The 25,043-nt window shown below is 57.6% G+C and carries 25 protein-coding genes; 18 read left to right on the top strand and 7 right to left on the bottom strand.

The window, feature by feature from the left end:
* Window position 1: 1 nt before the first annotated feature.
* From rlmKL to rmf, 5 genes are all read left to right on the top strand, one after another.
* Window positions 2-2,173: a bifunctional 23S rRNA (guanine(2069)-N(7))-methyltransferase RlmK/23S rRNA (guanine(2445)-N(2))-methyltransferase RlmL gene (rlmKL, locus tag ACB039_RS12320; RefSeq protein WP_371165774.1), complete on the top strand. Its 2,172-nt coding sequence runs from the start codon at window positions 2-4 to the stop codon at window positions 2,171-2,173.
* Complete coding sequence (locus tag ACB039_RS12315; protein WP_323981223.1) at window positions 2,173-2,403, top strand: glutaredoxin family protein; 231 nt, start codon at window positions 2,173-2,175, stop codon at window positions 2,401-2,403. Before rlmKL ends, ACB039_RS12315 begins: the two co-directional genes overlap by 1 nt.
* A 68-nt stretch (window positions 2,404-2,471) precedes the next feature.
* Window positions 2,472-4,382, top strand: coding sequence for an ABC transporter ATP-binding protein (locus ACB039_RS12310; RefSeq protein ID WP_043131835.1), 1,911 nt, complete (start codon window positions 2,472-2,474; stop codon window positions 4,380-4,382).
* Between the two features lie 8 nt (window positions 4,383-4,390).
* Window positions 4,391-6,037, top strand: a complete 1,647-nt coding sequence (locus tag ACB039_RS12305; RefSeq protein WP_371165773.1) for a DUF3466 family protein — start codon at window positions 4,391-4,393, stop codon at window positions 6,035-6,037.
* A gap of 157 nt (window positions 6,038-6,194) precedes the next feature.
* Window positions 6,195-6,374 (top strand): ribosome modulation factor, encoded by a 180-nt coding sequence (rmf, locus tag ACB039_RS12300; RefSeq protein WP_005315693.1) that lies wholly within the window; start codon window positions 6,195-6,197, stop codon window positions 6,372-6,374.
* Between the two features lie 83 nt (window positions 6,375-6,457).
* Here rmf and fabA read toward each other — a convergent pair whose 3' ends face one another.
* The 3 genes from fabA to ACB039_RS12285 all read right to left on the bottom strand — a co-directional run bounded on the left by fabA (window position 6,458) and on the right by ACB039_RS12285 (window position 9,516).
* Window positions 6,458-7,018 carry a 3-hydroxyacyl-[acyl-carrier-protein] dehydratase FabA gene (fabA, locus tag ACB039_RS12295; protein WP_005329590.1) on the bottom strand — a complete coding sequence of 187 codons (561 nt, stop codon included), beginning with the start codon at window positions 7,016-7,018 and terminating at the stop codon, window positions 6,458-6,460.
* Window positions 7,019-7,096: 78 nt separating this feature from the next.
* On the bottom strand, window positions 7,097-9,073 hold the full coding sequence (locus ACB039_RS12290; RefSeq protein ID WP_202045767.1) for a Lon protease family protein: 1,977 nt from the start codon (window positions 9,071-9,073) through the stop codon (window positions 7,097-7,099).
* Window positions 9,074-9,153: 80 nt separating this feature from the next.
* Window positions 9,154-9,516 carry a helix-turn-helix domain-containing protein gene (locus ACB039_RS12285; RefSeq protein ID WP_371165772.1) on the bottom strand — a complete coding sequence of 121 codons (363 nt, stop codon included), beginning with the start codon at window positions 9,514-9,516 and terminating at the stop codon, window positions 9,154-9,156.
* Between the two features lie 125 nt (window positions 9,517-9,641).
* On the opposite strand from ACB039_RS12285, the gene ACB039_RS12280 reads away from it, so the two are divergent.
* The 9 genes from ACB039_RS12280 (at window position 9,642) to ACB039_RS12240 (ending at window position 16,147) form a co-directional block, all read left to right on the top strand.
* Window positions 9,642-9,893: a hypothetical protein gene (locus tag ACB039_RS12280; RefSeq protein ID WP_290028176.1), complete on the top strand. Its 252-nt coding sequence runs from the start codon at window positions 9,642-9,644 to the stop codon at window positions 9,891-9,893.
* Complete coding sequence (locus tag ACB039_RS12275) at window positions 9,880-11,349, top strand: replication initiation factor domain-containing protein (RefSeq protein WP_371165771.1); 1,470 nt, start codon at window positions 9,880-9,882, stop codon at window positions 11,347-11,349. The genes ACB039_RS12280 and ACB039_RS12275 overlap by 14 nt, the downstream gene beginning before the upstream one ends.
* A gap of 27 nt (window positions 11,350-11,376) precedes the next feature.
* Complete coding sequence (locus ACB039_RS12270) at window positions 11,377-11,697, top strand: hypothetical protein (RefSeq protein ID WP_223949935.1); 321 nt, start codon at window positions 11,377-11,379, stop codon at window positions 11,695-11,697.
* Window positions 11,698-11,995: 298 nt separating this feature from the next.
* Window positions 11,996-12,208: a Flexible pilin gene (locus ACB039_RS12265; protein WP_371165770.1), complete on the top strand. Its 213-nt coding sequence runs from the start codon at window positions 11,996-11,998 to the stop codon at window positions 12,206-12,208.
* Between the two features lie 192 nt (window positions 12,209-12,400).
* The gene (locus ACB039_RS12260; RefSeq protein WP_371165769.1) at window positions 12,401-13,597 is read left to right on the top strand and encodes a hypothetical protein; all 1,197 of its coding nucleotides are present in this window, start codon (window positions 12,401-12,403) and stop codon (window positions 13,595-13,597) included.
* Window positions 13,598-13,600: 3 nt separating this feature from the next.
* The gene (locus ACB039_RS12255) at window positions 13,601-13,915 is read left to right on the top strand and encodes a DUF2523 family protein (RefSeq protein ID WP_111896847.1); all 315 of its coding nucleotides are present in this window, start codon (window positions 13,601-13,603) and stop codon (window positions 13,913-13,915) included.
* Window positions 13,916-13,918: 3 nt separating this feature from the next.
* Window positions 13,919-15,121: a zonular occludens toxin family protein gene (locus tag ACB039_RS12250; RefSeq protein WP_371165768.1), complete on the top strand. Its 1,203-nt coding sequence runs from the start codon at window positions 13,919-13,921 to the stop codon at window positions 15,119-15,121.
* Window positions 15,122-15,171: 50 nt separating this feature from the next.
* Window positions 15,172-15,441: a hypothetical protein gene (locus ACB039_RS12245; RefSeq protein ID WP_371165767.1), complete on the top strand. Its 270-nt coding sequence runs from the start codon at window positions 15,172-15,174 to the stop codon at window positions 15,439-15,441.
* Between the two features lie 538 nt (window positions 15,442-15,979).
* Complete coding sequence (locus ACB039_RS12240) at window positions 15,980-16,147, top strand: hypothetical protein (RefSeq protein WP_371165766.1); 168 nt, start codon at window positions 15,980-15,982, stop codon at window positions 16,145-16,147.
* Between the two features lie 227 nt (window positions 16,148-16,374).
* Here ACB039_RS12240 and ACB039_RS12235 read toward each other — a convergent pair whose 3' ends face one another.
* The 4 genes from ACB039_RS12235 to ACB039_RS12220 form a co-directional block, all read right to left on the bottom strand.
* On the bottom strand, window positions 16,375-16,773 hold the full coding sequence (locus tag ACB039_RS12235) for a hypothetical protein (RefSeq protein ID WP_371165765.1): 399 nt from the start codon (window positions 16,771-16,773) through the stop codon (window positions 16,375-16,377).
* 111 nt (window positions 16,774-16,884) lie between these two features.
* Window positions 16,885-17,235: a DUF3653 domain-containing protein gene (locus tag ACB039_RS12230; protein WP_371165764.1), complete on the bottom strand. Its 351-nt coding sequence runs from the start codon at window positions 17,233-17,235 to the stop codon at window positions 16,885-16,887.
* A 186-nt stretch (window positions 17,236-17,421) separates the two neighbouring features.
* Window positions 17,422-18,672 (bottom strand): site-specific integrase, encoded by a 1,251-nt coding sequence (locus tag ACB039_RS12225; protein ID WP_197069610.1) that lies wholly within the window; start codon window positions 18,670-18,672, stop codon window positions 17,422-17,424.
* 316 nt (window positions 18,673-18,988) lie between these two features.
* Window positions 18,989-19,294, bottom strand: a complete 306-nt coding sequence (locus tag ACB039_RS12220; RefSeq protein WP_139750698.1) for a YebG family protein — start codon at window positions 19,292-19,294, stop codon at window positions 18,989-18,991.
* Between the two features lie 224 nt (window positions 19,295-19,518).
* Here ACB039_RS12220 and ACB039_RS12215 point away from each other — a divergent pair, with 224 nt between their 5' ends.
* The 4 genes from ACB039_RS12215 to rsmF all read left to right on the top strand — a co-directional run bounded on the left by ACB039_RS12215 (window position 19,519) and on the right by rsmF (window position 24,917).
* The gene (locus ACB039_RS12215; protein ID WP_371165763.1) at window positions 19,519-20,163 is read left to right on the top strand and encodes a paraquat-inducible protein A; all 645 of its coding nucleotides are present in this window, start codon (window positions 19,519-19,521) and stop codon (window positions 20,161-20,163) included.
* Window positions 20,141-20,749, top strand: a complete 609-nt coding sequence (locus ACB039_RS12210; RefSeq protein WP_139750696.1) for a paraquat-inducible protein A — start codon at window positions 20,141-20,143, stop codon at window positions 20,747-20,749. Before ACB039_RS12215 ends, ACB039_RS12210 begins: the two co-directional genes overlap by 23 nt.
* Window positions 20,750-20,804: 55 nt before the next feature.
* Window positions 20,805-23,357: an MlaD family protein gene (locus ACB039_RS12205; protein WP_371165762.1), complete on the top strand. Its 2,553-nt coding sequence runs from the start codon at window positions 20,805-20,807 to the stop codon at window positions 23,355-23,357.
* A 129-nt stretch (window positions 23,358-23,486) separates the two neighbouring features.
* A complete protein-coding gene (gene rsmF, locus ACB039_RS12200) occupies window positions 23,487-24,917 on the top strand; it encodes a 16S rRNA (cytosine(1407)-C(5))-methyltransferase RsmF (protein ID WP_139751744.1) in 1,431 nt (476 codons plus the stop codon).
* Window positions 24,918-25,043: the final 126 nt, after the last annotated feature.

Below are 25,043 nucleotides of genomic sequence, written 5' to 3'. Positions count from 1 at the left end.
AATGCGGCACTATTTTTATGGCATCCCCGTGAGCGTGATGAAAGAATTTTTTGCAACCTGCCCCAAGGGGCTGGAAAACCTGCTGGCCGTCGAGCTGACCACCCTGGGCGCGGAGCAGGTCCGTGAGACCGTGGCCGGCGTCCACTTCAAAGGCGAACTGGCCATCGGCTACAAGGCCTGCCTGTGGAGCCGTTTTGCCTCCCGCATCGTGCTGGTGCTCTCCGAATTCCAGATGAACGACGATCTGGATCTCTATCTCGGCGCCCACACCATTCCCTGGGAAGAGCACTTCCCCGGTACCGCCACCATCGCTGTGGACTTTACCGGTACCAACCCGGCCATTCGCAACACCCAGTACGGCGCGCTCAAGATCAAGGATGCCATCGTTGACCGCTTCACCAAGCGTGGCCATGTGCGCCCGGACGTCGACAAGAAGTCGCCGGACATCCGCATCATGGCGCACCTGGGCAAGGGCAAGGCAAACATCACCCTGGACCTGTCCGGCCCGGCGCTGCACCAGCGCTTCTACCGTCAGGGCACAGGCGAGGCGCCGCTCAAAGAGAACCTGGCCTGCGCCATGATCGCCCGCAGCGGCTGGACCGGCGAGCCCATGATGGACCCCATGTGCGGCTCAGGTACTCTGCTCATCGAAGCGGCCTTCATCGCCGCCGACATGGCGCCTGCCCTGCGCCGCGAACGCTTCGGTTTCGATCGCTGGCTGCAACACGATGGCGAACTGTGGCAGAGCCTGATGATGGAAGCCCAGGTGCGCGCCAAGCGCGGCATGCAGCGCTGCGAAGCCAAGCTGTTTGGCTGCGATGCGGACCCCCGCGTGCTGATGAAGGCCCGTGACAACGCCAAGGCGGCCGGTGTGGCCCACCTCATCACCTTCAAGCAGGCCGATGTCACCGCGCTGGAAAACCCACTGCCGATGCCTGCTGTGGAAGGGGAGGCCCGCGAGATCGGCATGCTGATCTCCAACCCGCCTTATGGCGAGCGTCTTGGCGAGTTCCCGGCGCTCCTGGAAGTGCATCAGGCCCTGGGCGATGCCCTGCGCCGCAGCTTCCAGGGCTGGAGGGTCACCATTTTGTCTGCCTCCCCTGAGCTCTTGAGCTGCTTGCGCCTGCGGGCCGACAAGCAGTATCGCCTGTTCAACGGGGCGCTCGAGTGTCAGCTGCGCAACTACCAGATTGCGCTCGACTCCGTGGCCTCCCAGAAAGAGGTGGCCCAGGACTTTGCAAACCGCCTGCGCAAGAATCTGAAGACCCTGGAGAAGTGGGCCAGCAAGGAGGGGATCGACTGCTATCGCCTCTATGACGCCGACTTGCCGGAATACAATGCTGCCATCGACCGCTATCGGGACTACCTGGTGGTGCAGGAGTATGCCGCGCCCAAGGACATCCCCGCCCAGAAGACCCGTCAGCGTCTGCTCGACATGGTGCAGGCCGCCATCAAGGTGACCGGCATGGACGGCGAGAAGGTGATCCTGAAGGTGCGCGAGCGTCAGGAAGGCAAGCAGCAATACCAGAAGCTGTCTGAAGAGCAGCACCGGATGGAGGTGCAGGAGTACGGTGCCCGTCTGTGGGTCAACCTCTACGACTACCTGGATACCGGCCTCTTCCTCGACCACCGTCAGACCCGTCGCATGCTGGGTCAGATGGCCAGGGGCAAGCGCTTCCTGAACCTGTTTGCCTATACCGGCAGTGCTACCGTGCACGCAGGTCTTGGCGGTGCGAGCGAGACCACCACGGTGGACATGTCCCACACCTACCTCAACTGGGCGCAGGACAACATGCGTCTCAACTCGCTGGTGGGCCGTCAGCACAAGTTCGTCCAGGCCGATTGCCTGAAGTGGCTCTCCGAGGCCGAGGATCAGTACGATCTCATCTTCATCGATCCACCCACCTTCTCCAACTCCAAGCGGATGGACGAGAGCTTCGACGTGCAGCGGGATCACCTGCTGCTGATGCAGCACCTCAAACGCCTGCTGGCGGCGGACGGCACCCTGGTGTTCTCCAACAACAAGCGTCACTTCAAGATGGATCTGGCCGGTCTCGAGGCCGCAGGCCTCAAGGCCCAGAACATCACCAGCAAGACACGGCCGAAGGATTTTGAGCGCAACCAGCATATCCACAACTGCTGGATCATCACTCACGCCGAGACGCAGGCCTGATGCTGACCCTGTTTCACACCGACGGCTGTCACCTGTGCGAACAGGCCTGGGCGCTGGTGGAGGAGGCTGGTTTTGCCGCCAATACTCGCCAGTGTGACATCCTGGAGGACGAACAGTGGCTGGCAGCCTACCGGGTGCGCATCCCGGTGCTGCGGGATGACGCTGGCCGCGAACTGGGCTGGCCCTTCACCCTGGCACAGCTCAAGGGCTGGCTTGCCCGTCAGGGGTGAGACTGATTTGACGATGAGACGGGGGCAGAGTCTGCCGCCCGTTTTTTCATAAGTAACAAGGAACAAACATGGCACTTTTGACATTGCACGGCGCTTGTCTGTCGTTCAGTGATTTCCCGCTGCTCGACAACGCCGAGCTGACCATAGAGCGCGGCGAGCGCCTCTGTCTGGTGGGCCGCAACGGGGCGGGCAAGTCCACCCTGATGAAGGTCATCGCGGGCGAGCTGTCTCTGGATGACGGCCGTCTGGTGTTGCAGCAGGACTTGAAGGTGACCCGTCTCGAGCAGGATCCGCCCGCCTCGAGCGAGCTGACCGTGTTCGACTATGCCGCTGAAGGGCTGGCCGGGGTGGGGGAGCTGCTCAAGCAGTACCACCACATCTCCCTGGAGCTGGGTCACGATCCCTCCGACGCCAACATCCGCAAGATGAGCGAATTGCAGGAGCAGCTCGACTACCAGAACGGCTGGCAGCTCGAGACCCGCATCAATCAGGTGTTGACCCTGCTGGGGCTGGATCCCGACGTGACGCTCGACAGTTTATCCGGTGGCTGGCTGCGCAAGGTGGCCCTGGCCCGTGCGCTCGCCTGCGACCCCGATCTGCTGCTGCTGGACGAGCCGACCAACCACCTGGACATCGACGCCATCAACTGGCTGGAAGAGTTCCTCAAGGATTTTCGCGGCGCCATCGTCTTCATCTCCCACGATCGGGAGTTCATTCACAAGCTGGCGACCCGGATCATCGATCTCGATCGGGGCGCCATCACCTCCTGGCCCGGCAATTACGATCAGTACCTGCAAGGGAAGGAGGAGTGGCTGCGGGTCGAGGAGCTGAAAAACGCCGAGTTCGACCGCAAGCTTGCCCAGGAAGAGGTGTGGGTACGCCAGGGCATCAAGGCCCGCCGCACCCGCAACGAAGGCCGGGTGCGCGCCCTCGAAGCAATGCGCATGGAGCGCAGCCAGCGCCGTGAGCTGCAGGGCAAGGCCAAGCTGCAGATGGACGACGTCAACCGCTCCGGCAAGCTGGTGTTCGAGACCGAAGGGCTGGGCCTGGACTTTGGCGATCGCACCCTGTTCCAGGGGCTGGATCTGCAGGTGCTGCGAGGCGACAAGATTGCCCTGGTCGGCCCCAACGGCTGCGGCAAATCCACCCTCATCAAGCTCTTGCTGGGTCAGCTCGAGCCGAGCCGCGGGCGGGTCAAGGGCGGCACCAATCTGGAAGTGGCCTATTTCGATCAGTACCGCGAGCAGCTCGATCCCGAGCAGACTGTGGTGGACAACGTGGGGGAGGGCAAGCAGGAAGTGATGGTGCGCGGCCGCTCCCGTCACATTCTGGGCTACCTGCAGGACTTCCTGTTTGAACCCAAACGGGCGCGGACTCCGGTCAAGGCCTTGTCAGGGGGCGAGAAAAACCGTCTACTGTTGGCCAAGTTGTTCCTCAAACCCAGTAACTTGTTGATTCTGGATGAACCAACCAACGACCTGGATGTCGAAACGCTGGAACTTTTGGAAGAACTGCTGACCGATTATCCAGGTACCCTGCTGCTGGTCAGTCATGATCGTCGCTTCATCGACAATACGGTGACCGGCTGCTGGCTGTTTGAAGGGGATGGGCGGATCAGCGATTATGTGGGCGGCTATGCAGACATGATGGCCACCCGCGCCCTGCAGAGTCAGCAACAGGCGGCCAAGGCAGCTGCGGCCAAGGTGGCAGAGCCTGTCGCGTTGGCGGCGGAGCCGGCGAAAAAAACACGCAAACTCTCTTACAAGTTGCAACTGGAGCTGGATAATCTGCCAGCCCGGCTGGAGCAGCTGGAAACGGAACTCGATGCCCTGCAGGCTGAGATCAACCATCCCGGGTTCTTCTCCCTGCCAGCGGAGCAGACCCAGTCCAAACTCGATGCATTGCATGCGGCAGAGTCCGCATTGGAACACGCCTTCTCCCGTTGGGAGGAGTTGGAAGCGTTGAAACATCAAGACTAAGGAAGTAGATGAAAAAGCAATTATCCATGCTGGCCATCCTGGTCGGCGCCAGCCTCAACGCGCAGGCGGCACAAAGCTCCTTCTTCACCATTGTCGATGACGAAGTCAAAGGATATGCCAGCGGGATCAGTGCCGATGGCAGCGGACTCATCGGGATCAACACCAAGAACAACATGGCCGAGTACTTCTCGACCGTGCGCTCTGCCGACTTCCTGGTCGATCGTTTCCGCTTTGAGCAGGGCTGTTTCCTCTCAAGCTCCGTCTGTGACTCCTTCTGGAATGACAACCCCGGGTTTGCTTACCAGTGGCGCCGCGATTTCCTCGATGGTGTCGATCAGCGCAGCGGCGTCGGTTATGTCGTCAGCAGTGAGACAGATGGTCTGGTGACGGCACTGGGTGAGATACCGGACACCCAGGTGGGCTACAAGATGAATGGCAAACTGCGCACCGCCTTTGCGGTCGCGGGGGATGGCAACACGGTTGAGCTGAAAGATGCCGCCAGCACCCACAGCCTGAGTGTCCCGACCAGCATCAAGAAACTGGACAACGGTCAGTACCTGGTGACCGGGACGGCCGCCAGCGGCAAGTACCGCCACAACGTGGGGGGTGACTTCTATAACTGGTGTTTCGCAGGCAATGACGACGAATACGGCGACTTCCGTTACTGCCCCGGGGTCGATACCCAGGCCAGCTTCTGGCTGCTCAATGGCTCAGGCGGTTTCAACAAGCTGATGCAGGCCAGTACCTATGGCCGTCAACGCGACGAAGTGCTGCAGACGGCCTCTGCTTTCGGTGCTGCGACGTTCAATGGCGCCCTGTACGGCGTGGGCTACAGCTCCACCGGTGAAGTGGGTTCGGGGGATCTCGACGGCCGCAACCTGGCCAGTTACTGGACCCTGGACCTCGATGCCGGCACTGTGGGTACCACCAAGATAATCCCGCTGCCCGATGGCGAGCCGGGTAAGGATGACAGTGTGCTGCAAAATAGCTGGGCGGTGTCTGTCAACGAGAATGGTTATGTGATCGGCAACCAGCGTTACAGCATCAACAAGGGTCAGAACCGTCCGACCGAGATGTTCCTCTTCAATCTGAACAATCCGAGTTCGGCGGCAACCATACCCTTGCAGGACAAGCCGCTCTCCGGCTCCGGCTCCGAGGGCGCGGCCATCAACGATCACAACATGGTGGTCGGCTGGCGTGACTCCCGTCATCAGACCCAGCCTGTGGCCAACGGCACGAACCGCATGCAGGAAGCCTTCCTGCTCAATGCGGCCTCCCCGAACAACAACTGGTACCTGAACGACCTGATCTGTGGTCTGGATGATGCCGGCGCCAAGCAGTGTGCCCAGAATGGCAAGTATTACCATATCGCTTACGCCAGCGGTATCAGCAGCGATGGCACCATAGCCGCCACCGCCTATCGCTATAACAGCGAGAGCGATCTGAACCTGCGTACCAACGCGACCGTGGTCGCTGTCAAGCTGACGCCGACCGTGGCGGACTATCAGGGCAACACACCGGCCAACTATGTGGTCAGCAATGCGCCGGTCAACAACCAGACCGGTCAGGATGGTGAAGATGGCGGTGGTGGCAGCTTGTTCTGGTTGACACTGCTGGCCTTGCCCTTCGCCTGGCTGCGCCGTTACCAGCGATAAAAAATGCGTCATCAAAAATTAATGCAGTTCAGTATCTTGTGTCACAACGTCTGAATAGCATGGAATTTTTTGTTTGACCCTGCTTCCCCCCTGGGGTAAAGATGAAAGCGACCGATGAAAACTTGGTCGCTTTTTTGTTCCACGAAGAGGGTCGTAGATGATGAAGAGACAGAAACGGGACCGTCTGGAGAGAGCTCGCGCTCGTGGTTATCAGGCTGGCGTAGTCGGCAAACAGAAAGAAGCGTGTCCGTATCAATGCCTGGATGCCAGAGGGCACTGGCTTGGTGGTTGGCGCGACGCCATGGAGGGGCGAGGCTCAGGCCTCTTCATGAAGTAACCGAAACTTCATCACTCATTACAAAAGGAAAGGGGCCATGGCGGCCCCTTTACGTTGTCACTATCTGACCGGGTCAGAGCAGATCAGAATGCGGTGGTGTCTTTGAACAGGCCCACTTTCAGGTCGGTCGCGCTGTAGATCGGACGACCATCCACCTCGACCACGCCGTCTGCAATGCCCATCACCAGTTTGCGGTTGATGACGCGCTTGAAGGTGATCTTGTAGGTCACTTTCTTGGCGGTCGGCAGGATCTGGCCGGTGAATTTCACCTCACCTACGCCCAGAGCGCGTCCCTTGCCCGGACCGCCTTTCCAGCCCAGGAAGAAACCGACCAGTTGCCACATGGCATCGAGCCCCAGACAGCCCGGCATGACGGGGTCGCCAGGGAAATGGCAGTCAAAGAACCAGAGATCCGGAGTGATATCGAGTTCGGCCAGGATTTCGCCTTTGCCGTGCTCACCACCGTTGTCATTGATCTTGACGATGCGATCCATCATCAGCATGTTGGGGGCGGGCAGTTGGCTGTTACCCTCACCAAATAATTCGCCACGGCTGCAGGCAAGCAGCTCTTCACGGGTAAACGACTCTTTACCTTGTTCACACAGGGAGAGGCGGGGATTAGTGGTGTCGTTATCTAGGGTCACGCTGTTTATCCTTCATATGGGTCAAAGCCGGGTCAATTTAGCTTACAGTTGTTCGCTAAACAACTCCGATCACTTTATTTAGAGGCCGAATAGACGGCCCAGCAGGTTGCGCAGCACGCCACTCTTGGGTGCAGTGCCATTGAGTTCATCCAGTCTGTCCTGGATCCGGCCAAACAGGGTGTCCGGCATATCCGGCTCTCCGGCCACACAGCCGGTCAGCAATTCGATGGCCTCTTCCACATGATCCACCGGGTGGATATGGAACTGACCCGCTTCGACGGCGGCAATCACCTCATCGGAGAGGTTGAGCTGCTGGGCGTTGGTACCGGGCAGGATAATGCCCTGCTTGCCGGTGATGCCATGGATCTTGCACACCCGGAAGAAGCCTTCGATCTTCTCGTTGACGCCACCCACAGCCTGCACGTTGCCGAACTGATCGACCGCGCCAGTCACTGCGAAACGCTGGGAGATCGGTTGGCGGGCGAGGGCAGAGAGCAGGGCGCACAGACCTGTCAGAGAAGCGCTGTCGCCGTCAATCTCGTGATAGGACTGCTCGAACACCAGGTTTGCCGAGAGCGGCGAGGGGTTCTCTGCGCCGAACTTGTTGGAGAGATAGCCGTGGATGATCATCATCGCCTTGGCGTGAATGTGGCCGGCGAGCTCAGCCTTGCGCTCGATGTCGGCCACGTCGCCATCTCCCAGATGCACAGTGGCGGTCAGTCGCACCGGTTCACCGAAGTCATAGGGATGACCGGCCACCTGGATGACGGAGAGGCCGTTGATCTGGCCCACCTCTTCACCGTCGGTCTGCAGCAGGATCTGGCCATCGATGACCCCCTGATCGGATTGCTCCACCAGGTAGTTGAGACGGTAATCCTGCTCCTCCAGGGCGAGCAGTATATGCTCGTCGGTCACCTTCTCCGCCTCCAGCTCCCGAGCCAGGCTGTCGGCCATGCGCATGATGGCGCTGAGCTGCACCTCCGAGAGGGAGAGCCACTCCTGATGGTCACAGAGACGACTGGCATGGCGACACAGGGCGAGGAGGGCACCCGGAGTGAAGTCCAGCAGGTTCCAGCGTAGCCGCAGCCAGGCCAGGTATTGCAGGAACTCGGGCAAGTCCTCTTCGATGTTCACCTCGGACACCAGATCGGCGCGCAGGAAGATGCGCTCGGACATGTCCCTGTCCAGCATCTGGAACTCGGCCACATCCAGCCGGTCGCCCACCAGGATCAGTTTGAACCGGATAGGCGTGGCCTCTGGGGTGAAGAAGGGGGTCAGGGTCTTGCCTTCCTGATAGGCATTCCAGTCCAGCTCGCCTTTTTGCATGGCGTTCTTGAGCTTGAACCAGAGATGGGGCTGATCGAGCAGCTCGTCGAGTTGCAAGATGAGGTAGCCGCCGTTGGCTTCCCGCAGCAGGCCCGGCTCCAGCAAGTGCTGATTGGCATAGACGGAGCCTTGCTCGGTCTGGTAGTTGATGGAGCCAAACAGAGTGTCCCAGTTCAAGTCCCGGCCATAGATGACGGGGGCTTGCTGCTCTTCGTGATGGATCAGCAGGTTGATGAGCACCGGGTGCTGGAATTCGAGCCCCTGGGCCACGTGCGCCGCCAGATCGGAGAGAAAGTCCACGATCTTGGGGTCATTTTCCTGCTTGCGGATGATGCGGGTGACCAGGCGCTCGGCATCCAGATGATGGCTCATCAGCTTGAGCAGTTCACCAACCATCTCGCAGAATTCAAACCCGGTACCGGGTTGCAGGCGTAGCCAGATGGGCTTGAACGGGTTGTTGAGGTTCTCGGTGTAGCAGAGATCGAACAGGTCGCCATCCTTGCCATTGGAAGAGGCGATCAAGGTCTGGCAGACACTCTCATAATCTGCACCCGGGAATCCGTTGAGCAACATGACCGGGCAGTCACCATCAAAACTGGCCAGTCGCTTGATGCCAGAAATGGCTCTGGGTTGCAGGGCGGCAAAAGGGATGGGTTCGAGCTCGCTGAGCGTGGGGAACTGCTCAATCGTGAAAGCGGGTTTTAATTGTTCTGATGTTAATTCAGCCACTTAAGACATCCGGTCGGGGATAGGATCAATTGTTTCCATTATACACAGTTCAATTGGCGGTAACAGGAATCAAGCATACATCATTTAACATAATATACATTATGCGCGGTTAGGTCAGGCCCGTTCACAGGAGACAGAAACACAGCCGCTGCAAGGGCTACAGCCGTGCCTGCACCTTTCGAGTACTTCGCCAGGATGTCGTACCAAGCCTGTTTTAGCTCGGGATCGGTGGCCCTGACCGCCGCCAGACTTATCAGCACTTCTTGGACGTCCAGGCCGATTTCCTGGGCAATCTTTTTTGCAGTGGCATCAGTAAGTTGCATCTTGCCTGTGGTCAGGCTGGAGATATGCGACTTGGTAAAACCAAGCTCGGCAGCGACTTGCTGATACTGGCTAAACTTTTTGGCCCTCATGTAGGCTTGAATCAGCGCTTTAGAGTCCATGTTTCTGTCTCCTGAGTGGTTAGACAATCGGCCCATCATACTCATTTTCTGCCCAAATGCCTCGGTTGTCAGTGCGCTAATTAACTGATCTAATCCAATCAGTTCATTAGCTTGCTGACTAACCTATGACCCACTCTAGCCCACAAAATCAGGATCTGCCCGCGCTCATCGAGCGCAAGGTCTATTGGCAGGCAGAGCCGACTGGCGATTACTCCGCCTGCATCGCGGGTCAGGTCGAGATGTTCCGTGATCTGCATGAGCTGCGGGTCTACCTGTCGATGACATACCCCGACACCGTGTTTGACCTGGTAGAGGTCACCGAGGATACGTGGCGCGACTTCTATGACCAGGGAGTGTTCTTCGATGACTGGTCATAGCTCCGTGATGCCGATAAATAGGGTTATCGGCGCCAAAACCCTGATCGACTATCTGTCCTTTACCTGGGCACCTGACGAACTGCGCCGGATGACCGACTTGGCCAAGCAAGGCGCACTGCTCAAAGCCATCCCGCGGTTCGACACTGCCAACAAGGCTATCCAGGCGGCCTTTGCTGCCCCTGCGGTGGAAGGCTTGCGCTACCTGTGGAAGCGTCCGGTTGGCTTCGCTCCCCTCGCCCGCTTTGACAAGGTGACTGAGCGCTTGTGTGAGAAAGCCTCGCCCAAGCCCTTGGCCGTGAAAGCCCCCTCCCCTGTGCTCACGCCGTCCATGACCGACATGATGGAGCAGGCCTTGCACTCTGGGTACAAGTCCCGCGCCGACATGCGCCAGGAACTCAAGGCCGTCTGCTCTGCCCTGCTGGAGTTCTCCGAGTTTGAGGTTGTCCAGGGTGCCAGGTATTGGGAAGCGTACAACGACTTGATCGACTGCTACGGTGTCCAGTTCCTGGATGCCCTCTGCTGCAATGAGATCGAGCTGTGGCTCGAAGAGCTGAATGCCCGCATCGGTGTCCCTATCCCTGAGCCGCGCTTCACCATGCGCCCTCGCCGCTCCGGTCTGCATGGCTACGCCAACTCGGCTGACCTGCTGTGTGATGGCCTCCCCTGCGGCCTGATTGGCTGGGGTGCGGCGAACCATGGTTGCATGGTGAGTTTTTCCGGTGTGGGTTGTGCGGCCCTGGACTTCCAGGCTTTGCACGATGTTATCTCTCACGTTCCAGGTGTGCGCATCACTCGGGTGGATCTCGCCCTGGACGATTACGGCGGCGAGCACATTACCTACCAGGGCGCCATTGCCGGCGCTGAAGCCGGCGCCTTCCATCCCCAGCGGGGCCGCGCGCCGTCCTGGATGAAGATTGAATCGGGCGAGTTTGTGATCACCGAGCTTGCCAAAGGCATCGCCAAGCGTTTCGGCATGGTGCCGACCAAGGGCTGCTCCTTCTACGTGGGCAGCCGCATCAACGGTAAGTGTGCTCGGATATACGAGAAGGGAAAACAGATGCAGTCGGCAGAGTACCCGAACTGGGTACGCGCCGAAGGCGAATTACACAACAAAGACCGGATTATTCCGCTGGATGTCCTGGTAAACCCAGACCCCTATTTTGCGGGGATGTATCCGCAGTTTGCCACATGGTTGGCGGCTGTTCAGCAGTCTGAAATAACACCCGTCAGACTGACCACCTTTAAAAACAAGTTCAAAACGTCCAGGGACAACGCTGTATTTAATATGTCCAGGATGGCAGGCCGCCTTGTTAATTGGTTAGCGAACATCGAAGGGCTATCCCCTGACAAGATTGTTAACCAATTAACTGCGCACCTGGAAGAAACAGATATTCCGGCGCGATTAAGAATGCCGCTCCCTCCTGACCTGGACGAGCTGCCACTATTTTCGACCTAACTAAGGTTCTTCAACGAGGTAATAACTATGTCTATTCTGTCCGGTGTTCTGGTCACTCGCGTGACCCATGGCTATGGTGTTTCCCGCAAATCTGGTGCTCCGGTGCCTTATGACTTCGCTCAGGTGGAATACCTGGCACTGGCAAATAACGTCAACAAGCCGGAGTGCAATATCACCTCCTGGGGCTATGAGGTACGCCAATTGGCCCTGCGCAATGATGCCGCTACGATTAAAGAGCTGGCCGACTGTCCGAAATTGGTGGCTGTGGATCTTGTCCTGGAAGCCGATCCCCAGAATCCGACCCGTAACGTTGTTGTTGGTTTCCAGCCCACTAAAAAGCCGCTGTAACCACCGCGCAACGAGGAGGAGGAGCGAGAGCGCGCAGCGAGCGACGACGAGGGCGCGATAATGCTTTGTCTAGATATTACCTCTGAGGGATATACCCGCCTTGCCGAGGGGGATGCCTGTAAATATGTGCTCCTGACTGTCCAGGAGCACACCAAATTAACAGATATATCCAACTGGTTTCAGTTGGATGTAACACAAATCGGAATTGCCTTTAGTTCAGGGATTGTTATCTGGGCTTTGGGTTTAAAACTGGGCGCAATTGCCCGAATCATCGTAGGTGCAAAGAGAGGATAAAAATATGCGTAACTATTTCCGTAATGGCTCCATCGCTCTGGTGGGTTCCCTGGTTGCCGCTGGTGCCAATGCTGAAACGGGTGGCATCGCTGCCGCTGCGGGTGCGGCCCTGGATTCGGCCCAGTCTGACGTCACGATCACCGCGCCCAAGGTCATGATGGTCGTGGCCACGGTCGTCGGTGTCGGCATCCTGATTGGCCTGATGCGTAAAGCCTAAGCCATGTCCCTGCTCATCGGGACACTGTGGTTTCTGTTCTTTGTCGAAGGCTACAGATCATCGTTTTCGATATGACATAAGGCGGCTTCGGTCGCCTTTTTTATTGGGGGTCGTGTGAGAGTCCTTTATTTGCTGTTCCTGGTGCCGCTGGGGGCGTTTGCGAGTTGTCCGGCTGGCCTTAAGCTGTCCAACGTGCCGATTAGTACCGCGCTGCCCTATTGCGTCAAATGGGAGTCATCCGCTCTGGGCGGCTGTCAGGTGGCGTGTCCTGGTGTCTGCGTTGAGTTTCCTAATGAAGGCACCAAGGGGCCTATCGAGACGACGGGGAGCGAATGCTCTTTGGGTGGTGGTACGGGTGGTGATGGCGGCACTGGTGGCGACGGTGGGACAGGTGGTGATGGTGGTGCTCCGTATTATTACCCGTTTAAAAATCAGGTAAGCCCTATTGGCGTTGGTGGTCAATATCAAGAGGCTACTACAAGAGCGTTAAAACAGATTGACGAGGATATTCGTTGGTCTGCCATTAAGTTTTATGAACAGGGTGAGGCTTCGCTCGCCACATTTAAGGATTTTAGTAAAGACCTGAGAAAGGTTACTGATGCGCTAAATACTCAAATTATCGGCTCTGAGCAAGTGGGCTTAATTAATAATCAGATGCTTTCGACGCTTAATCGGTCTGAGGATTGGCTTCAGGAATTAACCCTCTGCATAACTAGACCCCTTGATTATAATTGCGGGCATTTGGCTGGTTCGAGTGGTGGTGGTTCATCTGGTGATACCAAGGCCCTTGTATCGATGATGGGTAGCGCAATGGGGATGTGGGCGTCTACTCAAGGTAATACGTATTCAACCAATGATACTCTAGGCTATGTTAATCGAGAGTTGGGGGCGTTTAGGGATCAGTCAACAACAATAGCTCGTGAACAGCTTGGCTTGCAAAAGAATATCGCCGAGAATTTGTCTGATATTGAGGGCATATTGAGAGATTCGCATGCAGGGGGTGGTGAGGGTACGGGCTCTGAGATGGATTATTCGAAAATGCCAGGTGCAGCGGGTAATCCATTGCATGTGGCAGAGTCAAAATACGAATCTAATTTGTGCCTAGAAGGTGATAGCTGTGCTTTTGACCTGGGCAAAATAAATAAACAGTATGATGACAAGAAAACCGAGTTGAAAGATAAGTACGGGGCGATAAAGGATGAAGTTTCCCAGGTGTTTAAATTCCAATTCAGCGGTTCGGCATCGGCACCTAAATGCTTTGATATGTTTTCTCTGTTTGGCAAGTCCTATTCAGTTTGTCCAGAGGCCGATGGGTATTGGGAAACCCTGGCGGCTATCATGATGTTTATTTTCTACTTCATCGCGTTAATGATCGTTGCCAGGAGGTGATATATGGAATGGTTGGGTGATTTGTTCGGTGGGTTGTTTAACGATATATATAATCTTGCTGTCCAGGTAACTGCCTGGATTTCGGTCAAGTTGGCGATTCAATGGGTTGAGTTTAAACTGTTCATGCTGATGTTTTCCTGGGACGTTGCCAGGGAAATCCTGATTAACCTGCAATTCAGCGATCTAATTTCGCAGTCATTTAATAACCTGCCTGCTTCGGTGAGAGATATTTTGCTCTATCTGCATTTTGATAAAGGCCTGTCCGTTATTACCCAAGCGTTTGTGACGCGCTTCTTGCTGAATATGTTCGGGTGGTGATGCATGTCGATTAAAATCCATCATGGCGCTCCTGGTTCCTATAAATCCAGTGGGGCCATTCATACCGATGTGATCCCGGCCATCAAGGCGGGTCGCTACATCATCACCAACGTGCGGGGCTTCTCGGTTGAGCGCTGCCGTGAGGTGCTGGGCAAGGATGTGCCAGACGGCTTTGAGGTGCTCTATGTCGAGACTGAATCCCAGGAGGGGCGCGATCATCTGGCACGGTTCTACCACTGGGCGCCCAAGGGGGCGTTCTTCCTGGTCGATGAAGTGCAGCGGGTATTTCCGCCAGCATGGCGCCAGAGTGATTTAGACCGCCTCGATTATCCAGGTGGGCCGGATAAGGCCAAGGAAGATGGCCGACCTGAAACCATCGACGTGGCATTTGATATGCACCGTCACCATAACTGGGACTTTGTATTAACCACCCCGAACATCAAAAAGGTGCACCAGGTAATTAGGGCTGCGGCTGAAACGGCCATTCGTCATACCAATATGGCGATATTGGGTATCGGTGGCCGTTATAAGACCGTGCTCCACCTCTCCGATAATTCCGGCACGTCGCTTTCTGATGTGCTGCAAGCCAAGCCATTCAATAAGGTGCCCAAGTATGTTTTCAAGCTTTATGACTCGACTACAACCGGTAAGGTCTCGGATACAATCGCGGGTAGCTCGATGCTGCGAGATCCTAAAATTCTATTTCTTCTGGCGGTGTGGGGACTCTGTGTATTCTTTGGCTTCATCAAGCCTGAATATATTGATGCTCCTGCTAAGGCCTCTGCGCCCGCTTCTGCCACTGCTCCGGCTCCTGGGGCGGTGGGTGCTTCGCCCACTGCTGATGTACGTCCTGGTGGCGCTCCTGCTGCGTCTGCTGATGGCGTCCTTGCTGTAGGGCCGTTCGCTGGATACCGCCTGATTATCAACTGCCATGTGCTGACCAAAAGTGATCGAGACGTCTACAACGTCGAATACTGCTTTGCGCTGCGCAAGGGCGACGACGAGCAAGCCATCTATGCCGAGGAGTGGCCGCAGTATTTCGTGGGTGTAAAGGCCATGACGGCGTGCCATGCGGTGATCCAGTACCAGGGGCAGCCTGTGGACGTGTATTGCGACCCTGACGGGGATGCGCTGCGCAAGCGGATAAATGCTGCCCTCTTCGCGGGTAGGGATAGCGAAAGTGCACCAACCGATGACCGGACATAAAAATATGGGTGTCCGGGTATCGAAACTGAAAGCGCGCAACGCTGTTTTTTATGTTAAATAGCATTCATCTGGAGGTCTATATGATTGGTATTGTTGCTGTTTTTCTTGATATTGCTATCTTGCTCTCGATTGGGAGCAACCCTGATTACTCTGCCGAAGAGCGTTTGGCTTGCTTTGCCCTGGTAGCCCTGTTCTCGCTGCCTCCCCTGCTCTGGCTGTTTGGGGGGCATCTCATGGCGCTGGAGGTTAAATGGCGGCACCATTGCCGCGCTAAACGCCGCGCTCGCGCTGCTGCCGCCCGTCTCAAGGCTGGCAACTGAACCCCAGGGGCGCCAGCCCCTATAAGCCGCCCTCTGCTGCTGATGGTGCCTCCAGGCGTCTCGCGGCGAAACACGCCCAACTTGCCCTGAACCTGGGGCCACCCCCTTCCCTGCTAAACCCGTCTTTAATGCCCCCAGTCAGAGCGACCAGCCGAAGGCTATGGGGCGCGTGTGGTGACTTCTTGGGCCTCCTGTCGCAGACAAGCTGCTCTTAAGGTCTTCGCCTATCGAGGCTCATCAAGTCAAAAACCAACTGGATGAGCCATTGCGTTACTTTTCATGGTTTATTTTCATATTTAATAGGTTTAAATATTCCATTTTGGAATTTACCCCCAACCTCCTTTTTCTCCTTATTTTTGTAAAAAGTCAGTATTCGCAAGCCTTAGAGTTGGGGATGGAGAATCCTCACACTTATGGCTAGTTGACAAAAATTGCATGAATATCAGTTAGTTGACACTATCAGTGGTTCTCTTTGCGCTTTTTTTATACATAGCTATATGGCATGATCCCTATACCAATTCAGTGCAAGAGAATCGTTATGAACAAAATGAAAATTGATATTACAGCCGAGCAAGTTAGGGCTGCCGAAATTGATATCTTAGATATTGAGAGGCGTCTTTTATCAGGAGATGCACTGTCTCAGAAGGAGAGGGAGTTTTATGAGCAAGTAAAACAAGCCGAGGAGTTAATCCTTACGCAAATCTAATAAGTATTTTCAATGTTTATTTTTAGGTATTGAGGGCACCTTGGTGTGCGCGTGCTCCCCCCCCGTGTAGTAATACGGGGGGAATTCTATGCACAGAGCCTGATGACACCATGGATCACATCTTTAGTGGTTTGTGCTGCAAAGCGGCGTACCTGGTCAAACTTTCACGACACATTATGCTGCGGGTATGAAGTAGGGGGTCTGCGCCCCCTCTTAGTCTGAATCTACTACTCGGCTAGATCTAGCTGGTCGGTCAGCCAAGCCATGGCATCCTCAATGTTTCTGAATGTTCGTGCCTTCTGGTGTTTTATCTGTGGTACTCGCTTTATTGCGATGTCATGCAGTACCTGGGATGTGATGACATGTGCCTTAGCAATGAGTCTCTGGTGGTTAAGCCAGCGGTTGAAATCATTGGCAATACTAAGGGCATCATCAGTACCCCCTCTGTAATCTCTTGTGTCGATAAGCATGCAGAAGGGCTTGTCTTGAAGGCCTCCAATGAGAGATTTGACGCTGTTAACCCAGATGCTGCATCCCTCAGAATTGAAAGAGCCTATCAGTTTGCTTTCGATAATTTGCCCTGAGATGCTAGCTGTATGCTGTCCATGAGCCTTTTCCAGCCCCATTGACCCTCCCCACTGTTGCTAATGTGCAGACGAGTTGATAATGCATTTACGATCAATGCGTTACAAGTATCTCATTGTGATTACAAAAAGAGGGCTTTCGCCCTCTTCAGTCTAGTTGATGCCTAGCTTTTTCCTCCAGTAGAAGGTTTCCTTTTGCTTGTCTGACCGTTCTGCATGGATGACGGCTAATGCCTCTATCCTTCTCCTGTCGAACGTCACACCGTTAGGGGCGACAAGGCAGTCATTCTTCATCCGCCAGCCTTCCCAGTCTTTGAAGATGGTGGGCAGCTCTCGCCCTGATGCCATCCGCATCAGCCGCTTACAGACAGGCGGGATCTCTTTACCCTTGTCCCATTTTGTGACTTGCCTCACAGAAACGAAACATAAATTTGCCGTCTCTTCCTCAGATAAACCGCACTCGAACCAGCGAAAAATGAAGTTTTTGGTCAACTCTCGTTCCATCCAAGTAAATACCTGATAAACCAGCAAAATTGCGTGGGCTGGCTTATCGGCAGGTTTCAGATGGGCATTTAACAAAACCGGACATTATGCGCGGTTTAGTTGAGAGGTGACTGGCAGGCATATTTTCCCGCAATCTGGCACTTGGCCGATACACTGATGCTTTTTGCGCAGTCTGCGTACCGGCACTCATTCATGCAGGCTATTCAGAGGCTTATGGTTGGCACTCTCGTGCCGCTCGATGTTGCCGGTGTGCAGGTATTTGGAGGTGGTGTCTATGCTGTCGTGTCCGGCGTCGGCTTGCACGTGTGACAGCGGCCGGCCATGCAGATTGATGTCGTGGGTAATGCCGGTATGGCGGATGGAGTGTGGCGTCAGGGTGCGCATCTCGGCGGCATCCTGAGCAAAGCCATCCTGCTCGGCCAGGTTGGCTGCTTGCTCGAAGACCGCCATCACCAGGTCCCGCAGTTGGCGGATACCGAGATTGGCATTGAGCTCGCCTTGCTCACGGCCATGGGCGGCCGCCTTGTGGCGCACGAAGAGCGGCGTCTGTTCGCCTGGGGCTGGCAGCGGCGAGAGCCCAAGAAAGGTGCGATAGCGTGCCAATGCATCCAGCAAAGCTTGTGAGACGGCTACTGTGCGGCGTTTGCCACCCTTGCTGCGCGGTATGTCATAACCCCAGACCCCGGTCTTGCTGTCGCGGCGAAACTGGCTCATGACGGGGCTGAAGCCCGGTCTGGCCGCCACCTCGGAGATACGCAGATAACAGGCGTACATGAGGCAGATGAGAAATCGGCTGCGTTCATGCTGGGCCGGGCATTCGGTTGCCAACTGTTCGGCAGCCTGCATCACATAGGACCACTGCAATTCGGTAAAGGACTGGGCCTCTTCACCGGCGTCCTGGCTGTCCGGCCGCTTGACCCGTTGCAGCAAGAGTGCAGGATTGAGGTCCATGTACTCCTCCTGGATCAGGAATTGAAAGAAGGCCGACAGTATGGCGAGCTTGGTTTTCATCGCCTGCTCGCTCAGGCGATATGGCAGCTCGCGGCCCAGTTCCCGCTTGCCGAGAAACGGTCGCCACAAGGGGTTGGGCAGCCGCTCTCCCCACTCCTTGTCGAGTACGAACTGGGCTACGTTTCGGTATGCGATCAGCGCCTGTGGCGGTGCCTGGCAGTAGTCGAGGTAGCGCATCATGATGCGCCTGGTGAGATCCTTGGGGCTGATGGCCACTTCGCAGAAACACCAATGCAGGAAGGTGGTCAGCTCGCTGCGGTAGGTCTTGTAGTTGTTCTCGCTGTGGCGCTGCTCCAGCAGCCAGTCGACAGCCAGCTCATAGACGAGGCCGGCATCGGGAACATTGCCCAGGCTGAGAGTGGCCAGATACTGGTTGACCTGGGGATTGCCCGCCTCCAGATGGAGCAGATTGTCGAACAGCGGCATGGCGGGCGGCAGTGACGGATGATTCATGATGGTGCTTGTGAGTCTTGCTGAGTGAGGCTGGCCCGGTGTCGCGCAATCCTGATGCCGATAAATGGGGTTATCGGCATCAGGAGATGCCAGATGGTCCGGGGATGAGTCTTCAAGGCTTTCCCTGGCGGACACAGCTCAGGATAGAGCATGGTTTTTATTCAATGAATATGCACTCTTGTTGGAAACTCATAGGGGTAAATAGCGACAAGAGTGACTGGAAATGGGCCCTGCATGAATATTGTGGTGCGGGGCCCAGGGCTGGATGCCCTGCCCCGTCCTTTCCTTGTCAGGCCACACTCTTGAGGGATTTTCCCTTGGGCTTCTCGGCGTCCACCTTGTCTTCCTTGGGGCTGATCCCCTGCCCCTTACCACCGCGCAGCACGTTTTGCAGCAGATCCCGCTGCTCGGCCAGGTAAAAGGCCAGGCTCTCCTGCTGCTCGGGCGCCAGCTGGACAGGCGCTCCGGCCAGCAGCGTCATCAGTTCATCGGCGGTATCCAGCAGCTTGTCATAGGCATCCGCCTCTTTCTTGCTGGCAAAGGTCATCTTCTCCACTCCCCCACGCACGACAACATACTTGATCTCAACGGCCATAGTGGCGTCCTCCTCATGATAGTGACTGCAAGTATATGTATGAATATACAGTGTTGCAAATATCACTCAGGATCCGCCAACGCGCCCTCTGTCCCGTGTTTCTTTCTATTGCCCTGGGAGTTGGCAGGCCGGGCCATCTTTTCTTGGCCAGAGACGGAGCTCCGGCAAGACAGCGAAGGCGTTTTAGGGTAAATTTTATCAATTCCTTCAACAGGTTGAATCGTATGTCGGATCCCCACTCCGTGATCGTCTGCCAGGCGTGTGACTTGCTGATCGAACGCAAGCTGTTGCCCATGCGTCGTCACGCCCATTGTCCTCGCTGTCACCAGCATCTCTATGGGCGCTATGCCTTTCGTCCTTCCCAGTTGATGGCCCTCACCATCACCGGCTTCCTGCTGCTGCCCTCCACCCTCTTCGAACCCCTGCTCTACCTGCGCCTGGCCGGTGTCAATTCCGATGCCAACCTGCTCAAAGGCATTCTGATGCTGTTTGGGGAGGGCGAACTCTGGGTGGCGAGCCTGGTGCTCTGGTGCGCCGTGCTGGCGCCAGTGGGGCTGCTGCTCGGCATCTTTGCGCTCGCCTCCGGCCTTGCCAAGCGCTGGCACATGCTGGCCCCGACGCTCAAGGCCGTAGAGGTGTTCCGGCATTGGGCCATGCTGGAGGTCTACATCGTCAGTCTGATGGTCGCCCTGTTCAAGCTCATTGACATCGCCGACGTGCGTCTGGGGGGTGGCCTGCTCAGCCTGGGAATCTTGATGCTGCTCAACATGACGCTGCTGATCCTCTTTGATCCTGCCCCCTATTGGGAGCGGATACCGCTGCAAAACGCCTCGCAGGAGCTGGATCATGATCCCGACCAGTGCCCGTGAACTGGGGCTTTGCCGCTGCCACACCTGCGGCCTGCTGGTGCGTTACCAGAACGCCATGAGTTGCCCCCGCTGCCACAGCCCTTTGCAGATGCGGATCCCCCATTCGCTCGCCTGGTCATGGGGGCTGCTGGCGCTCGCCACTTTCATGTTGCTGCCCGCGAACCTGCTGCCCATCACCCACTTCTACAACAAGGGATTACTGCAGTCCGATACCATTTTCAGCGGTATCATGGCGCTCTATCGCAGCAAGATGTCGGGCATCGCCACCATAGTGCTGACCGCGAGCATCATAGTCCCCATCGGCAAGATACTGGGGCTGGGCTGGATCTGCTGGCAGTTGCAACGCAGCAAACCGGTGCGGCGCAAGCGTCAGCTCATCATGTATCGCATCATCGATTTCATCGGTCGCTGGTCCATGCTGGATCTGTTCGTGATCTCGCTGATGGTGGCTCTGGTGGACCGCGGGGTCTTGCTCAACGTACGGGCCGGACCTGGGGCAACCGCCTTTGCCGGCGTGGTGATCCTCACCATGATGTCGGCCCGGATGCTAGATACCCGTCTGTTATGGGACAAGGCGGCCCGTTAATGCATTTTTTCTGTATCGGATGTGCTGTGCATCACAGCCAACTTAAGGAGTCGGTATGATCGGGGCTGAACCCGTCATTGAGAAACGTCGCTGGTTATCTCCAGTCTGGCTGTTGCCCTTCATCGCCCTCTTGCTGGCAGGGGGGTTCATCTACCAGCAGTGGACAACCAGTGGTCAGCTCATTCGCATCAACTTTGCCCAGGGTAACGGCATCTTGCCGGGCAAGACCCAACTGCGTTATCAGGGGGTGGCCATCGGGGTGGTTCAGGAACTGGAGCTGGCTCAGGACGGTCGCAAGATAGCCGTGCTCGCCAAGGTCGACAGCCGTGCCCGCCCGCTCATTCGCAAGGGTTCTGACTTCTGGCTGGTAAGCCCCAAGGCCTCCCTCACCGAGATCTCCGGTTTAGATACCCTGGTCTCCGGCAACTACATCAACCTGCAACCCGGCCGGGACAACAACCCGCTGGAGGATGAGTTTGATGCACTGGACGGCCCTCCCCCCGGTTATCAGGCCCAGGGGCGTACCCTGCACCTGACCGCCGACTCCTTGGGCTCGGTCGGCATCGGAGCCAGGATCTACTTCCGCGGGATCGAGGTCGGCAGTGTCATCAATACCCGCCTGGGAGAGGACAACCAGAATGTGATCCTGGATCTGGTGATAGAGCCGCGCTTCGAGCACCTGGTCAAGGTGGATACCCGTTTCTGGAACATCAGCGGCATCAAGGGCTCCTTCAGCCTGGCTGGCGTCAGCGTGGAGGCAGGTAGCCTCACCTCCATCCTGAGCGGCGGCATTGCGTTCGACTCCCCCAAAGCGTCGCCTGTCGCGCAAAAGGGGCTCAATTTCACCCTTTATAAAGGGCTGGCCGAGGCGGCCCGGGGCGAGCGCATCACCATCCAGGCGGGCTCTCTGCCCGTCAAGGATGGCATGCCCATCCTCTATGAAGGGATCGAGATTGGCAGGATTGATCCCATTCGCCTGACCGAGCAGGGCCGGGTCGTCACGGCGCTGATCAACCCCGAGCAGGCATTTCGCATGACCGGCAAGAGCCGCCTGGTCTGGGAGACGGTCTCCCTCTCCCCGGCCGGGCTCAAGCACGCGGATCGCCTGCTGACCGGACCGGCCATCCGCCTCGATTATGTCGCGGGCGAGCAGGTCAAGACCATGACGCTGGAGAGCCAGGCCCAGATCAGCGGGATCAAGCTCACCCTGCAGGCGGACGATCTCGCCGGGTTGAACGAGGGTGCCCCGCTCTGGTTCAAGGGGTTGCAGATAGGCCAGCTGGGGGTACTGACCCTGGATACCAGTGGCAATGCCAGCGTCAGCCTGGTGGTGAACGAGCGCTATCAACATCTGCTGAAACGGGCCCGTTTCTATCGCGCATCCCCTCTGCAGGTCCAGGCCGATCTGAGCGGCGTCAAGGTGGAGACCAGCCCGGCAAGTGCCTGGCTGGCGGGTGGGATCAAGCTGGTCCAGGCTGCCGGGGGGGATCGTATCGACCGCCTCTATCCGAGCGAGGAACTGGCCCTGCTCGGTAGTCGCAACGCCCAACCCGAGCGCTGGACACTGCACGCCGAGCAAGCAGACGGGATTGGCGTGGGTTCCCCCGTCTTCTATCTGGGGTTGGAGGCGGGCAAGGTCAAGGCGTTGAAAGCCGAGGAGCGCGGGGTGGCCATCACCCTGGAGATCGACGCCGTCTATGCGCCCCTGCTCAGGCAGCAGCCCCAGTTCTGGAAGAAGGCGGCCATCGAGGGCAAGATCCGGCTCGACGGCGTGCAGGTCAAGATGGGCAACCTCGCCACCCTGCTGCGGGGTGCCATCGAGTTTGACCTGCTCGGCACCGGCCGCAGCAGCCATCAGCTGTTTGACAGCAAGGCGCAGGCCAGTACCCAGGTCCGCACCCTCACCCTGACCGCCGACAGCAACCCCGGACTCGGAGTGGGCAGCCCCATCCGTTATCGCGGTGTGGACATCGGCAAGGTGGAGCAGATCGAGCTGGATCCCACCCTGGGCCAGGTGCGTTTCAAGGCCGAGCTGGATGGGCAGTATGCCGCCCGTTTCCTGCAGAGCGGAGCACGCTACACCCTAGTGCAGGCCAAGCTCGGGCTGGGGGGCGTCTCCCATCTGGACACCCTGATCAAGGGTGCCTTCGTGGAGGCAAGCCCGGGCCAGGGCGCGGGCAAGGAGCACTTCCCCTTGAGTCTGAGCGCCCCCATCGGATTGGCCCTGACCCTCAAGAGCCCCTCCGTGAGCGGCATCAGCGTCGGCAGCCCCCTGCTGTTTCGCAAGATGGTGGTGGGTAGCGTCAGCGGTGTGGCGCTGGCCCGTGATGGCAGCGAGGTGCTGATCGAGGTGAACATCGACAGGAATTACGCTCACCTGGTGCGCGCCAACAGCCGCTTCTGGAACGTATCCGGGGTCAAGGCAGACATCGGCCTGACCGGCGGCACCATAGAGGTGGAAACCGTGCAGAGCCTGCTGACCGGCGGCATCGCCTTCAACACCCCGGAGCGGGAGATGGGGCCGACCGTCAAGGCCGGCCACAGCTACCCGCTTCATGGCAAGGCGGAGAAGGAGTGGCTGGAGTGGAGCCCCCGCATCCAGCCCTGATGCTCCCCTGACCCTTTGACCCAAGCCCGGCCCAGTGCCGGGCTTGTTCGTTTTACCCATCGCCCATTCAGAATATTCCGACCCCTGTGGTACTATGTCGCCCCTCTTTTGGGTCAGCGAGACGGCACTGTGCACGACAATACCTACCTTCCCGAACACTTCCTGCGTCATATCGCGGACATCATGCCGACCCACCTCTCCATGGATGCGTTCGTGGCGAGCTGTCGGCGGCCGCTGCGGCGCAGCATCCGGGTCAACACCCTCAAGATCTCCGTGCCCGACTTCGTGACACGCATGGCGCCACTGGGCTGGCAGCTGGATCCCGTGCCCTGGTGCGAAACCGGCTTCTGGCTGACCCGGGCCGACGAGAGCGTGCCCCTTGGCAACACTGCCGAGCACCTGTGCGGCCTCTTCTACATCCAGGAGGCGAGCTCCATGCTGCCGGTGACGGCGCTCTTTGCCAGCGAGCGGATAAAGCACGATGGCATGCTGCTGGATGCGGCGGCGGCGCCCGGCTCAAAGACCACCCAGGTAGCGGCCCTGATGAACAACCAGGGCATGCTGGTTGCCAATGAGTTTTCCAGCAGCCGGCTCAAGGTGCTGAGCGCCAATATCCAGCGCTGTGGCGTGACCAATGTGGCCATGACCCATTTCGATGCCAAGGTGTTTGGCCAGTGGTTGCCGGAAACCTTCGATGCCATCCTGCTCGATGCCCCCTGCTCGGGGGAAGGCACGGTGCGCAAGGATGAAGATGCCCTGCGCAACTGGAGTCTCGAAAGCATCGAGGAGATTGCCGCTGTGCAGCAAGGGCTGCTGGAGAGCGCCTTCCACGCCCTCAAACCCGGTGGCGTGCTGGTCTACTCCACCTGCACCCTGAGCCTGCAGGAGAACCAGGCGGTCTGTCAGTCGCTGCAAGACAAGTTCGGCGACGCCCTGAGCGTCGACTCCCTGGCCTCTCTCTTCCCCAGTGCCGGGCAAGCCTGCACCCCCGAGGGTTACCTGCATGTCTGGCCCCAAATCTTCGACAGCGAGGGCTTCTTCGTCGCCAGGATCAGCAAGCACCACTCAGTGCCCAACACCATGTTCAAGCCGGGCAAGCTCGGCAAGTTCCCCTTCTCCCCTCTGCCGGCGAAAGAGGCCGAGCCCATGTTGCAGGAGATAGAGGCGAGCTTCGGGGTCGCTGCGCGGGGTCAGCTGTTTGGTCGCAATGACGAGATCTGGCTCTTCCCTCACGCCTTTGAGCAGGTGCAGGGCAAGCTGCGCTTCGATCGCATCGGCATCAAACTGGCGGAAACCTTCAAGAAGGGTTATCGCCTCACCCACGAATGGGCGCTGGCCTACGGCAGCGTGGCTACCCGGGGGTGTGTCGAGCTGGATGCCGCCAATGGGCGTGAATTCATGATGGGACGGGATGTCTGGCCCGAGCTGGCCCCGGGAACGGGGGAAGTGATCGTCCGTTATCAGGGTCACCCGCTTGGTATGGGGAAATGGGTGGGGAGCCGCATCAAGAATGCCCTGCCCCGTGAGCTGGTGCGGGACAACAACCTGTTCAATGAGTGAGGTGCCGGTGGCCAGTTCATGCTGAGACACCTGTTCGAGTCTGGAAAACCCACACTCTGGTTGAACTTTTAGTCACTTCTTGAAATGCCTCGCACCTTGTCTAAGCTTAAGGCAATCCGCATATCA

This window comes from Aeromonas sp. S2(2024) (genome assembly GCF_041402505.1).
Classification (GTDB): domain Bacteria; phylum Pseudomonadota; class Gammaproteobacteria; order Enterobacterales; family Aeromonadaceae; genus Aeromonas; species Aeromonas media.
The sequence above is the reverse complement of the archived record's forward strand: the minus strand, read 5'-3'. Positions and strand labels throughout refer to the sequence as shown.

Bases quoted from the DNA above. Each gene is read 5' to 3' on its own strand.
- rlmKL (WP_371165774.1), top strand. From the start codon at position 2: ATGCGGCACTATTTTTATGGCATCCCCGTGAGCGTGATGAAAGAATTT.
- ACB039_RS12315 (WP_323981223.1), top strand. From the start codon at position 2,173: ATGCTGACCCTGTTTCACACCGACGGCTGTCACCTGTGCGAACAGGCC.
- ACB039_RS12310 (WP_043131835.1), top strand. From the start codon at position 2,472: ATGGCACTTTTGACATTGCACGGCGCTTGTCTGTCGTTCAGTGATTTC.
- ACB039_RS12305 (WP_371165773.1), top strand. From the start codon at position 4,391: ATGAAAAAGCAATTATCCATGCTGGCCATCCTGGTCGGCGCCAGCCTC.
- rmf (WP_005315693.1), top strand. From the start codon at position 6,195: ATGATGAAGAGACAGAAACGGGACCGTCTGGAGAGAGCTCGCGCTCGT.
- ACB039_RS12285 (WP_371165772.1), bottom strand. From the start codon at position 9,516: ATGGACTCTAAAGCGCTGATTCAAGCCTACATGAGGGCCAAAAAGTTT.
- ACB039_RS12280 (WP_290028176.1), top strand. From the start codon at position 9,642: ATGACCCACTCTAGCCCACAAAATCAGGATCTGCCCGCGCTCATCGAG.
- ACB039_RS12275 (WP_371165771.1), top strand. From the start codon at position 9,880: ATGACTGGTCATAGCTCCGTGATGCCGATAAATAGGGTTATCGGCGCC.
- ACB039_RS12270 (WP_223949935.1), top strand. From the start codon at position 11,377: ATGTCTATTCTGTCCGGTGTTCTGGTCACTCGCGTGACCCATGGCTAT.
- ACB039_RS12265 (WP_371165770.1), top strand. From the start codon at position 11,996: ATGCGTAACTATTTCCGTAATGGCTCCATCGCTCTGGTGGGTTCCCTG.
- ACB039_RS12255 (WP_111896847.1), top strand. From the start codon at position 13,601: ATGGAATGGTTGGGTGATTTGTTCGGTGGGTTGTTTAACGATATATAT.
- ACB039_RS12250 (WP_371165768.1), top strand. From the start codon at position 13,919: ATGTCGATTAAAATCCATCATGGCGCTCCTGGTTCCTATAAATCCAGT.
- ACB039_RS12245 (WP_371165767.1), top strand. From the start codon at position 15,172: ATGTTAAATAGCATTCATCTGGAGGTCTATATGATTGGTATTGTTGCT.
- ACB039_RS12240 (WP_371165766.1), top strand. From the start codon at position 15,980: ATGAACAAAATGAAAATTGATATTACAGCCGAGCAAGTTAGGGCTGCC.
- ACB039_RS12235 (WP_371165765.1), bottom strand. From the start codon at position 16,773: ATGGGGCTGGAAAAGGCTCATGGACAGCATACAGCTAGCATCTCAGGG.
- ACB039_RS12230 (WP_371165764.1), bottom strand. From the start codon at position 17,235: ATGGAACGAGAGTTGACCAAAAACTTCATTTTTCGCTGGTTCGAGTGC.
- ACB039_RS12225 (WP_197069610.1), bottom strand. From the start codon at position 18,672: ATGCCGCTGTTCGACAATCTGCTCCATCTGGAGGCGGGCAATCCCCAG.
- ACB039_RS12220 (WP_139750698.1), bottom strand. From the start codon at position 19,294: ATGGCCGTTGAGATCAAGTATGTTGTCGTGCGTGGGGGAGTGGAGAAG.
- ACB039_RS12215 (WP_371165763.1), top strand. From the start codon at position 19,519: ATGTCGGATCCCCACTCCGTGATCGTCTGCCAGGCGTGTGACTTGCTG.
- ACB039_RS12210 (WP_139750696.1), top strand. From the start codon at position 20,141: ATGATCCCGACCAGTGCCCGTGAACTGGGGCTTTGCCGCTGCCACACC.
- ACB039_RS12205 (WP_371165762.1), top strand. From the start codon at position 20,805: ATGATCGGGGCTGAACCCGTCATTGAGAAACGTCGCTGGTTATCTCCA.